We start from the raw sequence: 14,003 nt of genomic DNA, 5'->3' as shown, positions 1-14,003 counted from the left end.
CAAATTATATAACTGATTGTTTTTATTTAAAAAACTCAACGTTGCCATCGTACATTGATATTTGCCAAGCCAAATCTTTTAAAATCAAGCCTTTCGCCCAATAAAAAACACCGCCATTGACGATGTTTTTAAAATTGCACGAAATCAAATCACGCACGCACGCCAGACAGTCTGTGCCAGTGATGGTCTTGTTCGTTGGCATAATTAAACGGCTTATCCATCGTAAAATGCGGACGATAAGCGTCCAGCACGTCTGCTACCTGATTTTCAATCAAACCTGCCAGCACAATCGTACCGCCTGTCTTAATCAGCGTGGCAAAATAAGGCGCAAAGCCAATCAGCGGCTTGGCTAGAATGTTGGCGGTGATGGTGTCGGCAAGCACTGGCGTGTTTTCTTGGAATTTGGCAAATTCTTCTGGCAAGAATACTTGCAAGCGATCTTCCACACCGTTTAGCTTGGCGTTTTGTTGAGTGGCGAGAATGGCTTGTGGGTCAATGTCTACCGCCAGCACTTGTTTTGCGCCCAAAAGCAGTGCCGCCACGCCCAAAATGCCCGAGCCGCAGCCGTAGTCAATCACGGTTTTGCCTGCCAAATCCTGCTCAGACAGCCAGTCTAGGCACAGGCGCGTGGTGGCGTGATAGCCTGTACCAAAGGCAAGACCGGGATCTAAGATAAGATTGGTGGCGTGTGGGTCGGGTGCGTCCAGCCATTCAGGCACAATCCACAAATCGCCTGTGCATTTGACGGGCTGATAATAGCGCATCCACTCGCGCGACCAGTCTTTGTCGTCTAGGCGAGTTGTCCAAAAACGGCTTGCGCCCACTTCGGCGGCGATTTCGTTGGCAAGCGCTTCAAAATCTGTGCCAGCAAATCTGTCATCGCTGTTGGTGTCAAAAATTGCCGTCATCACCACTTCGTCCCACAAAGGCTCTTCGCCCGGCAGCGGCTCAAACAGCGGCTCATCGCCAGCGTCTTCTAGCAGGATGGAAACTGCTTCGGCTTCATAAAATAAGGCTTCGGCAAATTCCACTTGAGATTTTGCGCATTGTAGATGTAGTTGTTGCCAAGACATAAATGTACCGTTTTGAGTGAAAATTTGGTTGTAAAGAAATCAGGTTGTAAGAAAATTGGGTTATAAATTTATCGCCATCGTTTGGCTTGCCAAGTTTAATCAAGTCAAAACTTCATCAAACTTAACAAAAGCAAATTTTACGATGGCAAGCGTTTTTTGCCATTATAGCAAATTTGCCGAGAAATTTGGCGAAAAGCGAGTAAGGTTTTAAAAAGTGAATGAATTTAAATAGTTGTATCAAAAAGTTGGGTTACGCTGTCGCTAACCCAACTTACAATCAGCTTAATCCAGCCTACGACCAATCCAACCCAAAGCTGTATTATGCTTGACAAACTCAATTTTACGGATAAAACGGATCGTCCGTGTCTGGCGTGTCGTTTGGGTGGTTGGCTGGCGGATTGGGCGCAAAATTCTCATCATCGCTGTATTCGTATTCTTCATAAAACACCACGCCATCACCAAAATCTTCGCCCGTGTCCACCAGCTGCTCACCAAGCAAAACCGCACGCTCATCTAGGCTTTGGGCGTAGGCAGTGTAGGCGGCGCAATCATCTTGGCTGCGTGGCGCAAAACGTGTGATGACAGGCAGCCAGCGTGCATTTGGGCAGCCATCGGCAGACGCTTGCCCTGTGCTGGCGTTTAGCCATGTCCACGTTACGCCTTCTGGGGTTGGCAGCTGCACGGCTGAGAGCGTCAGACGGCGCATATAGTTTGTCCAAATGGGCAATGCGCCAGAGCCGCCTGTCAAGCCGATGGGTGCGTTATCATCTCGTCCAAGCCACACCACCGAGACGTAATTACCAGAAAATCCTGCAAACCATGCGTCTTTGTTGTCGTTGGTTGTGCCTGTTTTGCCTGCCAAATGTAAATCAGGGTCAAAATTTGCCGAGCGTGCCGTGCCATAGGCAATCACACTTTGCAAGGCGTAATTGGTCAGATAAGCCGCTTCTGGTGATAAGCGAGTTTGGGTGCGTGGTTCGCTGCGTTGTACGACTTTGCCTTTTTCGTCAATCACACGCTTAATGCTGTGAATCGGCGTGTGCTTGCCGCCTGTGGCAAACAGCTGATACATACCCAGCACGTCCATGGGCGATAAATCCACCGCCCCCAAAAGCACCGATGGATAAGGCGTGATGTCATCTTTAATGCCAAAGGTGCGCAGCTGATGAGCAAAGGTGTCCAGCCCAAATTCCATGCCGACATTGACCGCTGCTTGGTTGTACGAATTGGCAAGCGCATTGATGAGCGGCACATCACCATGAGAGATGCCATTATAATTTTTGGGCGTCCAAGTATTTGCGCCCACTTGATAAGTGGTGGGGCTGTCGTCCACAGGCGTGGTGAGTTGATAGCGTCCTGATTGCAGTGCAGTCAGATAAATCACAGGCTTTAGCAGTGAGCCGACTTGGCGTTTGGCGTCCACCGCACGGTTAAAGCCAGTAAAATCACCGCCACTGCCAACAATCGCCACCAGCTCGCCAGTGTGCGGGTCGGCACTCACCAGCGCACTTTCCAGCTTGGTTTTGCGCCCACGATTGAGCTTGCCAAGCTCGACTTCCACCGCTTTATCGGCAGCCGTTTGCGCCAAAGGGTCTAGCGTTGAGATGATGCGCAGCCCAGCATTTTGTAGGTCTTCGGTGCGGTAGTAGCTTTTAAGTTCACGGTGCAGCACGTCCATAAAATCAGGAAAGCGTGGCTTGGCGATGGTGGGCGTTTTTACCACATCAAGCGGCATACTGATGGCTTTTTCGTAGTCGCTTTGGCTGATTTTGCCCGTAACAAGCATATTGTGCAGCACGGTATCACGGCGATTTTTGGCACGTTCGGCGTGCTTTCTTGGGTTGTAATAACTTGGGCCTTTGGCAATGCCGACAAGCAGTGCGTGCTGGTCTAGGCGCAATTCTGACAAAGGTTTATTAAAATAAAACTGCGCTGCAATGCCAAAGCCATTGACCGAGCGGTTGCCGTTTTGCCCCAGATTGATTTCGTTTAAATAAGCAAGCAAAATGTCGTTTTTGCTGTATCTTTGCTCCAAAAGTATCGCCATCACCGCTTCGTTTGCCTTGCGCTTGAGCGTGCGTTCTTGGCTTAGGTAGAAATTTTTAATAAGCTGCTGGGTGATGGTTGAGCCGCCTTGCGTGGATTTGCCTGTGGCGTTGGCAAGCAGCGCGCGTGCCGTTCCACGGATTGATACGCCAAAATGCTCATAAAAGGCACGGTCTTCGGTGGCGATGAGTGCGTCAACGAGCGGTCTTGGGACGTTGCCAGCGGTCAAAAGCAGACGATCTTCGTTATTTTCAGGATAAATGCCGCCAATTTTCACAGGCTCAAGGCGCACAATGCCGCTGGTGTTTGGCTCGCTGCTTTGTAGGCGTGCGATGTGATTGTCGGTGAAATGCACTTTGATGATTTGGCGTGCTTCGTTGTCGCCATCGCCATAATTAAAGCCGCGTGTGTAGATGGTGAAAGTATCGCCCGATTGATAATAGCTGCCTTGCTTGATGGATTTTTGCGCCTTATTTGCGCTGATTTTGTCGTAATTGAGCAAATTAAGCCATGCCGTCAAATCATTGGCGTCAATCGGTGCGCCAACCGACATGGTAAGCGGGCGTGAATAGACGGTCGCAGGAATGTCCCATTTGCGATTTTCAAATTTATTGATGATGGTGTTGTTCAAAAAATACACATACAACGCCGCCAGCACCAAAAGCGTGATGACAACAATCCACAGAATAAACGCCACAACAAAGCCACGTTGGTGCGCATGACGGCGATGAATTGGGTTCATGATGAATACTTCTTAAAAACAGATGAAAATAAATTTAAAAACAGTTTAAAAATGGCTGAAAAACGCTTCAAAAACTTGATAAACCACAAAAGTGTGATGAAAGTTGCAAGATTTATCAAGTTTAAAACACTTTTGCCAAATGCCTAAGCAAATACCTAATAATGAACGAATTTTCATCGCTTGGCAAGTGATAAAGCACGCACAATTTTACCCAAGTTTTGCGCCTTGGTTGGTTTATGGTTGGCGTGTTGGCGGATTTGGTGTTTTGCGGGGTTTGTCTTTATGTGATTTGTCTGGTAAAAGTGATTTGATGGTGAGTAGGGTGTGTCGTGCGCAAGTTTATTATAAGCATGATTTATGATGGGCGTGCTTTCGTGGTACAATAAGGCGATTTGATGACGCTTTATCATTTGATGACAGTTTGTTTGATTTGCCGTTTGATTTTGTCAGTTTTAGCCTAAGCCACCGCCATGACTACACCGATTTCTCCCGACCACACGTCCACCGCCGACCACGCACCCCTTGATGGTACGCTTGGCGAGCTTTTTGTCGTACCGCCACAAGGCGCGTGCTTTCATTGTGGTGAAGTGCTGCCAAAAGCGCCTTTTGTTACCACTGTGCTGGGCGCGCCGCGCGAGATGTGTTGTCTTGGCTGTCAGCTGGCGGCGCAAAGCATTGTGGAAGCGAACCTTGAGCAATATTATCTTGACCGCAGGGAAATCAGCCCAACGGCAAGTTTGCCAGACGCCATCAATTTTAACGCCTACAATCATGACGACATCAAAGCGCAATTTGTGTATCAAGAAGATGGCGGCAGTACAGCTGAACTGTCGGTGGCGAATTTGCGCTGTACGGCTTGCACTTGGCTGATTGAGACACGGCTTGGCAAGCTGGACGGTGTCATGCTTTGCCAAGTGAACTTGACCCAGCAAAGAATGCGTGTGCGCTGGGACGAAACCAAAATCGGCATTGGTGAGATTTTATCAGCGGTGCATTCGGTGGGCTATGACGCTAAGCCATACCGCCAAGACACGCACGAAGCCATGCTAAAACGCCAAAACAAACGTATGCTTATTCGTCTTGGCGTGGCGGCGCTGGGCGCAATGCAGGCGATGATGTTTTCCATCGGTATGTATTTTGGCGATTATTCAGGAATGCTTGCCGAACACAGGGATTTTCTGCGCTATGTGGCGTTATTTGTTACCATACCTGTGATGTTTTATTCAGGCGTGCCGTTTTTCTTGTCGGCTTATAATGCCATCAAGGCGCGCCAAGTCAATATGGACGTGCCTGTGTCTATTGCGCTCATCACCACGTTTGTGGCAAGCGTGTACGCCACGCTCACGCAATCAGGCGAGACGTATTTTGATTCGGTGTCCATGTTTATTTTCTTTTTGCTGGCTGGGCGCTACATTGAGCAAAATGCCAGACTTCGTGCGTCAAATATGGCGTCTGATTTGGTGGTGATTGAGCCGACTTTGGTGGCAAAACTTGCCAAGGCTGATACGCTTATTGCCCAGCATGACAGCGGTACGCTTGATGCAGCGAGCATTTTGGCGTGGCGCAAGGCGAATTTGGCGGATTGGGCAAGCACGCAAAATTTTACCAATCATTCCGTTAATCAAACTTCAACCAATCAAAATGCAACCAACCAAAACTTAGCCACTCAAGAAAAAATCCTAGCGCAATCGGTGCAAGTGGGCGATGTGATTGCCATTGACGCAGGCAGTCAAATCGTGGCGGACGGCATTTTATTGTCAGACACTGCCACCGTGTCGCAAAGTCTTTTGACAGGCGAGAGTGATTTAATCGTCAAAAACTGTGGTGATATGGTGGTGGGCGGCAGTCAAAATGACGCACAGCCATTTGTCATGCTGGTAACGGCAAAAGTGGACGACAGCCAGATTGCGCTGATTGACCGCTTGATGAATCGTGCGCTCAGCGAGAAGCCGAAAATCGCCCAAGACGCTGACCGCATGGCAAGATGGTTTGTGGCGCGCGTGCTGGTGCTGGCGTGCTTGGTGTTTGCGGTGTGGTGGTTTATTGATTCGCATGAAGCGCTGTGGGCAACGGTGGCGGTGCTGGTGGCGACGTGTCCTTGTGCGCTGAGCCTTGCCACGCCAATTGCTTTGACGGTTGCGACCAATCGCTTGGCACGCTTTGGCTTTTTGGCAACGCGTGGGCATACGGTGCAGACGCTTGAGCAGGTCTCGCACGCTTGTTTTGATAAGACAGGCACGCTGACCATCGGGCAGGCAAATTTACTCACCACAGCAGTGCATGACATCAGCGCAGATGACGCCTTAAAAATCGCCGCCGCCTTAGAAATCGGCTCACGCCACCCTGTTGCGCGTGCGATATTGACGGCGGCGCACGGACTGCATTTGCCAGCGGTGAAAGACGCTTATCATCACACGGCAGGCGGTGTGGCAGGCGTGATTGATGGTGTGGCATATCGCATTGGGCATACTGATTTTGTGCTTGACAGAGCGCAAGGCGAGCAAGCGCAAAACGCTGACGATTTGCCAGACGCTTTGGCGGAAAATCTAGCCGCCCATCAAGCCAACACTTCTGTGCTGTTATCACGCCAGACGCCAGCAGGTTGGCAAGCGGTGGCACGCTTTTATTTTAATGACGCTGTGCGTAAAGACGCAGCGCAGACGATTGCGACACTAAAATCGCTTGGCGTTACGCCCGTCATGCTCACAGGCGACCCAAACCCAGCTGCCTTAAAAGTAGCGGCGGATTTGGGCATTGACACTGCGCATTTTGGGCTGACGCCAGAAGATAAAGTGGCGCATTTGCGAGCATTGCAAGAAAAAGGCGGCACGGTGCTGATGGTGGGTGATGGCATCAATGACGCACCAGTCTTGGCGGCAGCAAATGTCTCAACAGCGATGGCAGGCGCGGCAGATTTGGCGCAAGTGTCATCAGACAGCGTGCTACTGGGTGGGCAGCTGCAAGCCATCAGCCACGCCATCACCACCGCCAAAAAAACCCAAAAAATCATTCGCCAAAACTTACGCTGGGCAATCACTTATAACACGCTGGTGCTGTTTCCTGCGGCATTGGGCTATGTACCGCCTTGGCTTGCGGCAATCGGTATGTCTTTATCCAGTCTTGCAGTGGTGGCAAACGCCATGCGTATTCGCCGCTAAATTTTAAGGCTAAGCGGCAAGATAAATTGCTTGACAAATCTTGGCAAGTTTTGAATAATTGGGCGAAAGTTTGAAAAATCATTGAAAAATACGATTATTATCATTATTTTAAAGATTGTTTTTTGGAAATTATTTAAGGAAAAATTATGGCAAATCCTATCGTAAGCCGCACAGAACTTGCGGTTGGTAGTGCACCGATGAGCGCACAAGGCGTGGTGAAAAAGACGGCGTTTTTGCTGGCATTGGCTGGCGTGTCTGGCTTTGGTGTGTTCTTTTATGCGCTGTTTGGTGGCATTGCGCCAAATCTTTTGTACCCAATGGCTTTGGTGGCTTTGTTTGTGGGTATGGGTTTGGGTTTGGCGAGCGCCTTTAAGCCGCACCTTGCCAAATCGCTTGCCGTGCCGTATGCTTTGGTGGAAGGCGTGCTGATTGGTGCGTTTAGTGCCATCATGTTTCGTATGTATCCAAACGTGCCGCTGTCTGCGCTGTCGGCTACCTTCATCACGGCAGCGGTCATGCTGACTTTGTATGTAACAGGCGTGGTAAAAGTTACCGATAAATTCCGCTCTATTCTCACGTCAGCCATCATCGCCATTGGTATTTTGTATTTGGTGCAGCTGGGTTTTCGTCTGTTTGGTTCAAGTTTGCCGCTGCTTTTTGATGGCGGTATGATTGCCATCGGCTTTAGCGTTTTTGTGGTGCTGATTGCGTCTTTTAGCTTGCTGCTGGATTTTGACAACGTAGAAAAAGGCGCACGATACGGCGTGGCGCGTGAGTTTGAGTGGGTTTATAGCATTGGTATTTTGTCCACTTTGGTGTGGATGTACATTGAGTTTTTGCGCCTGATTGGTTATTTACAAGACGACTGATACTCGCTTTTTTGACAAAGATCGCTGTGGCGGTCTTTTGTCGTTTGTTTGTGTGGCTTAAGATTGTGCTTTGGCGAAAATTTCGGTATGATAGCCTTGCTTTCATGTAAGCGGTCGTTTGGCTGATGGCAAGGTGTATGCGGTGAAAACTTTAGCCAGCGTACATTTATAAAACCGCATTTATAAAAACCTAGAAAAACCTAATAAAATCATTATTTTATGTCAAATTTCATCAACAATCACCCAAAACGTGAAAAGTTCCAGCGCATTGGCTTGATGGGGCGTGCGGGCAAAAGTAGCGTTACCGACACGCTCAATCAGCTGATTGCGCTTTTGATGGCGCGTGGGCTGTCGGTGGTGATTGACACCGAGACGGCGGCGATTGATGGGATTTTGATTGATTTTGATGAAGTGGACGGCAACCAGCTAAAAATCGTGCCACGTCATCGCATTGGCGAGCATTGTGATTTTGCGGTGGTGGTTGGCGGTGATGGCTCAATGCTACAAGCCGCCAGCGTTTTGGCAGGGACAAACGTACCTGTGCTTGGCATTAACCGTGGGCGTTTGGGCTTTTTGGCGGACGTCAATCCTGATGAGCTGGAAGAAAAAATCTCTCAGGTGCTGGACGGCGATTATTGGCTTGCCGAGCGTTTTTTGGTGAAGTTTCAAATCGTGCAAAATGACGAACAGGGCAATCTGACCGACCAAGTGCTGCATGAAGATGTGGCGCTTAATGACGTGGTGCTGCACGCAGGCAAATCGGTGCATACCATTGATTTTACTTTAAGAATCAATGACATGGACGTGTATCGCTTGCACGCAGATGGCTTGATTATCGCCACACCCACAGGCTCAACTGCCTATTCTTTGTCTGCTGGTGGGCCGATTATCCACCCAACGATTGACGCCATCAGCCTTGTGCCAATGCACCCGCACACGCTTTCTAGTCGCCCTTTGGTGGTGGCAGGCTCTAGCCGCATTGCCATCAATGTACACAAGGACAACCGCACGCAGCCGATGGTGGGCGCAGACGGCAAGGCGAGCGCACCGCTGGATAACGACCATACGCTGATTGTTACCAAGCACGACAAGACTTTGCTGCTTTTGCACCCGCCAAGTTTTAATTTTTATAAGGCGTGCCGCACCAAATTGCACTGGAGTGCGTTTAGCGAAGAATTTGCACTAGAAGGCGATAAAGACAAATAAGCCGTACAATTTTTTAACACAGCCTTTTAAAGTGCGAAATTTTGAAAACGTGGCGGTTTTTGTGGTTTTAAATTTCTATGGTTTAAAAGTTTCGCAACCCATTTTCGCAGTTTTTCACAGCTTGGCAGTTTTTAAGGTTTGCTAATTGATAGCACGCCAACTCTGACAAACATCAAAGACAATTTACGAGCAAATACCATGAATAAAAATGACGTATTAAACAGCCTAAATCCTGAAATTGTGGCAAAATTTCGCACCGCCATTGAGATTGGCAAATGGGAAAATGGCGAGCGTCTGACGGACGAGCAGCGCCAAACGTGTATGCAGGCGGTGATGATTTGGGAGCATGAATATTTACCGGTACACGAGCGCACAGGCTATATTGAAAAACCCAAAGATGATAAGGGCAACACCGTGGGCGCAGAGTGCGATGTGGAGCATGAGCATCACTATCCAAACGTGCGTGATGAGGGCGTGGTGAAATTCCGCTGATGTATTGATAAAAAGCCATCGTGGGTGCGATGGCTTTTGTTTTTGTGATGTGGTGGTTTTGTAAATCTAGATTTGGAGCGGATAGTAGGTTGAGCGGAGTAAAAACTCAACAAATTCAAGCGCTTATCTTAAAAAATTGGGTTGTTCTTCGCTAACTTAACTTGCAAAATGACTTCACCAACCGAGCCTACGGATTTGCCAAAATCCAACTTGCGAAATTGTAAAAAGCTAATACGGATTTAAAGTTGGGATTGTAAGTTGGGTTGAGCAAGGCGAAAACCCAATGTTTAAAATGCGATTTTCTCTTGGAATGTTGCGCTGTCGCTAATCCAACTTACAGATTTACCAAAAAACCAAATTTCAAAATCACATTAAAAACCAAACTAAAGTAAGACTGACATGGATTTACAACTCACCTATGAAATCATCGCGCTGCTTGTGGGTGTGGCGCTCGTGGCAGGATTTATTGACGCGATGGCAGGCGGCGGCGGACTGCTCACCATTCCTGCGCTGCTTTTGGCGGGCGTACCGCCTGTAGCGACGCTTGGCACCAATAAACTGCAAGCGGTGGCAGGCTCGTTTTCTGCGTCCGTTACCATGGTTAAAAAGGACATTATCCACCCAAAGCACATCGTTTTTGCGCTGGTGATGGCGTTTGTCGGTTCGGCGCTGGGGACGCTTGCGGTGCAGCAAATGCCGCCTGATGCGCTGATAAAAATCCTGCCTGTGCTGATTGGTGCGATTGGACTTTATACGCTGTTTGCACCCAATCTTGGCGAAGTGGCACGCACGCCGCGCATTTCTGATAAGCTGTATCAGCGGTTGGTTGTGCCGGTGATTGGCTTTTATGACGGCTATTTTGGGCCAGCGACTGGGACGTTTTTTAGCCTATCTAACGTGGTGCTGCGTGGTGCGGATTTGGTGCGTGCCACAGGCATGGCGAAGTTGTGCAATTTTGCGACCAATTTAGCGTCCGTGCTGTTTTTTGCGTGGGGCGGGCAGATTTTGTGGAAAGTTGGGCTGTTTATGATGATTGGGCAGGCGGTTGGCGCATATTTTGGTAGCCGTATGGTGATTAAAGGCGGCGCGCGTTTTGTGCGTCCTGTCATTGTGCTGATGTGCTTTGCAATGGTGATAAAATTTGTTTGGGGTTGATTTGCGGCTGGCGGTGATTTGCCAAAATCATTACACAATAAACCAACTTAACACCCATGTTCAATCCGTTTAAACCGCTCAATCAGGCAAGCAAAAACGTTAATTTTTAAAAAAATTATCAAAAATTTACCATTGATAAGAATTTTCAATCTTGATATTGTGGCGGCTTGTGCGATTTGCCATACCTTTGCGGTGAAATTGCGTTATAATAGGCGCTTTGATTGGCATAAAGCATGAAAACGGATGTTTAAAAAACGCTTTAAACAAGCCTTTGCACGCTTATTTTTACCAATTAAAAACGCACTCATTTTAACAACGCTCATTTAACACACGCATTAAATACGATGAACTCAACAACTTCAAGCCATACGCCGCATTGCCAACCCAACGATACGGCAAATTCACCCAAATCAAAAGTACTGCTTGGCATTACAGGCGGTATCGCAGCTTATAAATCTGCCGTGCTGGCAAGGCTGCTCATCAAGGCAGGCTGTGATGTGCGTGTGGTGATGACCCGTGCGGCGTGCGAGTTTATCACGCCTTTGACCTTGCAGGCGCTGACCGGCAACGAAGTGCATACCGAGCTTTTGGACGCTGAAGCTGAGCGTGGCATGGGGCATATTGAGCTTGCCAAATGGGCGGACGTGATGGTGATTGCGCCTGCTTCGGCAAATACGCTGGCAAAGCTGGCGGCTGGCATGGCAGATAATTTGCTGACAACCATTTGCCTTGCCACGAGTGCCAAAGTACTGCTTGCACCTGCGATGAATCAAGCCATGTACGCCCACGCCATCACGCAAGATAATTTAGCAAAACTTCACAATTTCGGCTATCACATCATCACACCAGACGCAGGCGAGCAAGCGTGCGGCGATGTGGGTGCAGGCAGATTGCCAGAGCCTGAAGATTTGTGCGAGCAGATTTTGGCGGTGATAAAAAAACGCAGCACGCCGCAAGTTTTGGCGGGCAAAAGCGTCATTATTACCGCAGGCGCGACCACTGAGCCCATTGACCCTGTGCGCTTTTTGTCCAATCATTCCACAGGCAAGATGGGCTTTGCGCTGGCGGCGGCGTGCCGTGATGCAGGCGCAGACGTGGTGCTGGTGAGCGGCAAGCGTGTGAGTTTGCCTACGCCAGCAGGTGTTATGCGCATCAATGTCGGCACGGCTGATGAAATGCTGGCGGCTTGTCAAGCAAAAATGAGCGAACTTTTGGCAAGCACCGATCAAAATCAAACCGCCAAAAACCAAGTGATTTTCATTGGTACGGCAGCGGTGGCAGATTATAAAACCGCCAACGTCGCCACCCAAAAAATCAAAAAAACCGCCAATGAAGGCGGCTTGTCTTTACAATTAGTGCGCAACCCTGACATCTTGGCATTGATGAGCAAAACTTACCCAGACGCACTGATGGTGGGCTTTGCCGCTGAGACGCAAGACACCGAAAATTACGCCAAAGGCAAACTTGCCGCCAAAAATTTAGACATGATTGCGTGTAATGATGTGTCCAATCAAGCCATCGGCTTTGGCAGTGATGACAATGCGATGACGGTGTTTTTTGCTGAGCGTTATCAAAAAGCGCGCACCGTTTTACCGCAAGCCAGTAAGGCGCAAATCGCTGCGTCTTTGGTGGCGTGCATGGGTGAGATTTTGGCGCAGTCTTGATGGATTGGGCGATATTATCAAGCAGTTTTTCGTTTGATATTTTGCTAAAAGGGCAAGGCGTGATGATAAATTGTCGGTTTTATAATTTAGAAAAATTTAATAATTGACGAGAAAATTTGCCAAAAAGATGGCACTAGCGATTGGCAAAGTTTATCAAAAAACGAAAATTCATCAATATAATAAAACTTAAGCAATACAAGGAAAGATGATGAAAGCGGTTGGGCTTGATGTGTGGATTGTGCTTTTGTTTGCCGTGGCGGCGATTTTGCATGGCGTGGCAGGCATGGGTTTTCCGCTGATTACCATCGGTGCGCTCAGTGCGCCTTATGGTTTGACCGAAGCCATCATCATCGTGCTTGTGCCGACTGCCATGCTTAATCTGATTGCGTGGCTGGGCGGTGCTGGCGGTATGGGTTATAATTTTCGCCATTATTTGAAAAAATACTGGGCGCTGGTTCTGGTGTCCATCATCGGCAGTGCGCTTGGTGCGTATTTGTTGCTGATTGTCAATACAGCGTATTTGCTTTTGGCGTTGGCGGTGGTGGTGCTGTGGTACGCCATCACAAGCCTTTTGGGTAAGAAAATCGTACTGCCAGACACTGTGCCGTCTTTGATTGGCATTGGATTTATTGCTGGAGTGATTGGCGGTGCGACCAACGCCATGTCGTCCGTGCTTTTGATGTATCTTTTGTCCTTGAGCGATGATAAAAACGTCATCATCAAGGTGGGCAATCTGTGCTATTTTGTCAATAAACTGGTGCAAGTCATCGTGCTAAAAGACGTGATTGCGACCGTGTCAGCGACAACGTGGGGCGTGATTGGGCTTTTGACTGTCATTTCGGTGGCAGGCATCATGCTTGGGGCGAAATTTAGCAAACGCTTGCCGTCTGATAAGTTTCGCTTGCTGATTTTGTGGGTGCTGATTGGGCTTGGGCTGAAAGTCGGCTGGCAAGGCGTGCAGATGTTGATGGTGTGATTTGCCAAACTGCAGTTTATAATTTGAGCAAATCACAAATTAAGTAAACATTCGTAACGTTTTTATACAGTATTTGAGTGGCGAATGGTGTAAAATTTGCCACGTTTTAAATGAGTGTAAATCAAACACCATTGCTTATTATTTTGCCATAATTTCATAAAAGCACGCTTGGCGTTACAATTATTTTAGGGGCTGTACTAGAATAACAACCATGTTATACTAGTTTTATGAAGATAACCCATTGTAAACTAAGTAAAAAAGTTCAAAAAAGACTGCTTGAATTTTTTGTACTCGAAGTTACTGCTAGAAGTGCAGCTGATTTACTGGGTATTCACCCTAATTCAGCAGCCCTTTTTTACCACAAAATCCGCCTTGTGATAGAATATCACTTAGCTCTTGAAGCCAACACTGTTTTTGACGGTGAAGTAGAGCTTGATGAAAGTTACTTCGGCGGTATTCGTAAAGGCAAACGTGGTCGTGGTGCAGCTGGTAAAACTGCTGTATTTGGTTTATTAAAACGCAATGATAAAGTTTACACTGTTGTTGTTAAAGATACTAAGACAAATACACTAATGCCAATTATCACAAGTAAAATCAAGCCTGATAGCATTGTCTACACAGA

The 14,003-nt window shown here is 48.1% G+C and carries 12 protein-coding genes; 9 read left to right on the top strand and 3 right to left on the bottom strand.

Going from position 1 to position 14,003, the window contains the following annotated elements; all coding sequences use genetic code 11:
* Positions 1–22: 22 nt before the first annotated feature.
* The 3 genes from B0181_RS11940 to mrcB form a co-directional block, all read right to left on the bottom strand.
* Complete coding sequence (locus B0181_RS11940; RefSeq protein ID WP_133141513.1) at positions 23–202, bottom strand: hypothetical protein; 180 nt, start codon at positions 200–202, stop codon at positions 23–25.
* On the bottom strand, positions 150–1,073 hold the full coding sequence (prmA, locus tag B0181_RS08845) for a 50S ribosomal protein L11 methyltransferase (RefSeq protein WP_078277149.1): 924 nt from the start codon (positions 1,071–1,073) through the stop codon (positions 150–152). The genes B0181_RS11940 and prmA overlap by 53 nt, the downstream gene beginning before the upstream one ends.
* A gap of 340 nt (positions 1,074–1,413) precedes the next feature.
* Positions 1,414–3,861, bottom strand: a complete 2,448-nt coding sequence (gene mrcB, locus B0181_RS08840; RefSeq protein ID WP_078277148.1) for a penicillin-binding protein 1B — start codon at positions 3,859–3,861, stop codon at positions 1,414–1,416.
* Between the two features lie 103 nt (positions 3,862–3,964).
* Here mrcB and B0181_RS11935 point away from each other — a divergent pair, with 103 nt between their 5' ends.
* The 9 genes from B0181_RS11935 to B0181_RS08800 all read left to right on the top strand — a co-directional run.
* Complete coding sequence (locus tag B0181_RS11935) at positions 3,965–4,222, top strand: hypothetical protein (protein ID WP_133141512.1); 258 nt, start codon at positions 3,965–3,967, stop codon at positions 4,220–4,222.
* A gap of 109 nt (positions 4,223–4,331) precedes the next feature.
* Positions 4,332–7,019 (top strand): heavy metal translocating P-type ATPase, encoded by a 2,688-nt coding sequence (locus B0181_RS08835; RefSeq protein WP_078277147.1) that lies wholly within the window; start codon positions 4,332–4,334, stop codon positions 7,017–7,019.
* 146 nt (positions 7,020–7,165) lie between these two features.
* Positions 7,166–7,888 (top strand): Bax inhibitor-1/YccA family protein, encoded by a 723-nt coding sequence (locus tag B0181_RS08830; RefSeq protein WP_078277146.1) that lies wholly within the window; start codon positions 7,166–7,168, stop codon positions 7,886–7,888.
* A gap of 219 nt (positions 7,889–8,107) precedes the next feature.
* A complete protein-coding gene (locus tag B0181_RS08825; RefSeq protein ID WP_078277145.1) occupies positions 8,108–9,094 on the top strand; it encodes an NAD(+) kinase in 987 nt (328 codons plus the stop codon).
* A 198-nt stretch (positions 9,095–9,292) separates the two neighbouring features.
* Positions 9,293–9,586, top strand: a complete 294-nt coding sequence (locus tag B0181_RS08820) for a YeaC family protein (RefSeq protein WP_078277144.1) — start codon at positions 9,293–9,295, stop codon at positions 9,584–9,586.
* A gap of 399 nt (positions 9,587–9,985) precedes the next feature.
* Complete coding sequence (locus B0181_RS08815; RefSeq protein ID WP_078277143.1) at positions 9,986–10,741, top strand: TSUP family transporter; 756 nt, start codon at positions 9,986–9,988, stop codon at positions 10,739–10,741.
* A gap of 344 nt (positions 10,742–11,085) precedes the next feature.
* Positions 11,086–12,405, top strand: coding sequence for a bifunctional phosphopantothenoylcysteine decarboxylase/phosphopantothenate--cysteine ligase CoaBC (gene coaBC / locus B0181_RS08810; protein WP_078277142.1), 1,320 nt, complete (start codon positions 11,086–11,088; stop codon positions 12,403–12,405).
* A 208-nt stretch (positions 12,406–12,613) separates the two neighbouring features.
* Complete coding sequence (locus tag B0181_RS08805) at positions 12,614–13,381, top strand: sulfite exporter TauE/SafE family protein (RefSeq protein WP_242620115.1); 768 nt, start codon at positions 12,614–12,616, stop codon at positions 13,379–13,381.
* Between the two features lie 227 nt (positions 13,382–13,608).
* Positions 13,609–14,003 (top strand): IS1595 family transposase (locus B0181_RS08800; protein ID WP_143821559.1); only part of this gene is annotated, 395 nt, incomplete at its 3' end.

This window comes from Moraxella caviae (assembly GCF_002014985.1).
GTDB classification, from domain to species: domain Bacteria; phylum Pseudomonadota; class Gammaproteobacteria; order Pseudomonadales; family Moraxellaceae; genus Moraxella; species Moraxella caviae.
Note: the sequence above shows the minus strand (reverse complement) of the source record. Positions and strands in the feature narration are given on the sequence as shown.

What these genes read in the sequence shown, in the direction of transcription:
- B0181_RS08815 (WP_078277143.1), top strand. Translation starts at nt 9,986, where the DNA reads ATGGATTTACAACTCACCTATGAAATCATCGCGCTGCTTGTGGGTGTG.
- B0181_RS08825 (WP_078277145.1), top strand. Translation starts at nt 8,108, where the DNA reads ATGTCAAATTTCATCAACAATCACCCAAAACGTGAAAAGTTCCAGCGC.
- B0181_RS08835 (WP_078277147.1), top strand. Translation starts at nt 4,332, where the DNA reads ATGACTACACCGATTTCTCCCGACCACACGTCCACCGCCGACCACGCA.
- coaBC (WP_078277142.1), top strand. Translation starts at nt 11,086, where the DNA reads ATGAACTCAACAACTTCAAGCCATACGCCGCATTGCCAACCCAACGAT.
- B0181_RS08820 (WP_078277144.1), top strand. Translation starts at nt 9,293, where the DNA reads ATGAATAAAAATGACGTATTAAACAGCCTAAATCCTGAAATTGTGGCA.
- prmA (WP_078277149.1), bottom strand. Translation starts at nt 1,073, where the DNA reads ATGTCTTGGCAACAACTACATCTACAATGCGCAAAATCTCAAGTGGAA.
- B0181_RS08805 (WP_242620115.1), top strand. Translation starts at nt 12,614, where the DNA reads ATGAAAGCGGTTGGGCTTGATGTGTGGATTGTGCTTTTGTTTGCCGTG.
- mrcB (WP_078277148.1), bottom strand. Translation starts at nt 3,861, where the DNA reads ATGAACCCAATTCATCGCCGTCATGCGCACCAACGTGGCTTTGTTGTG.
- B0181_RS11940 (WP_133141513.1), bottom strand. Translation starts at nt 202, where the DNA reads ATGCCAACGAACAAGACCATCACTGGCACAGACTGTCTGGCGTGCGTG.
- B0181_RS08830 (WP_078277146.1), top strand. Translation starts at nt 7,166, where the DNA reads ATGGCAAATCCTATCGTAAGCCGCACAGAACTTGCGGTTGGTAGTGCA.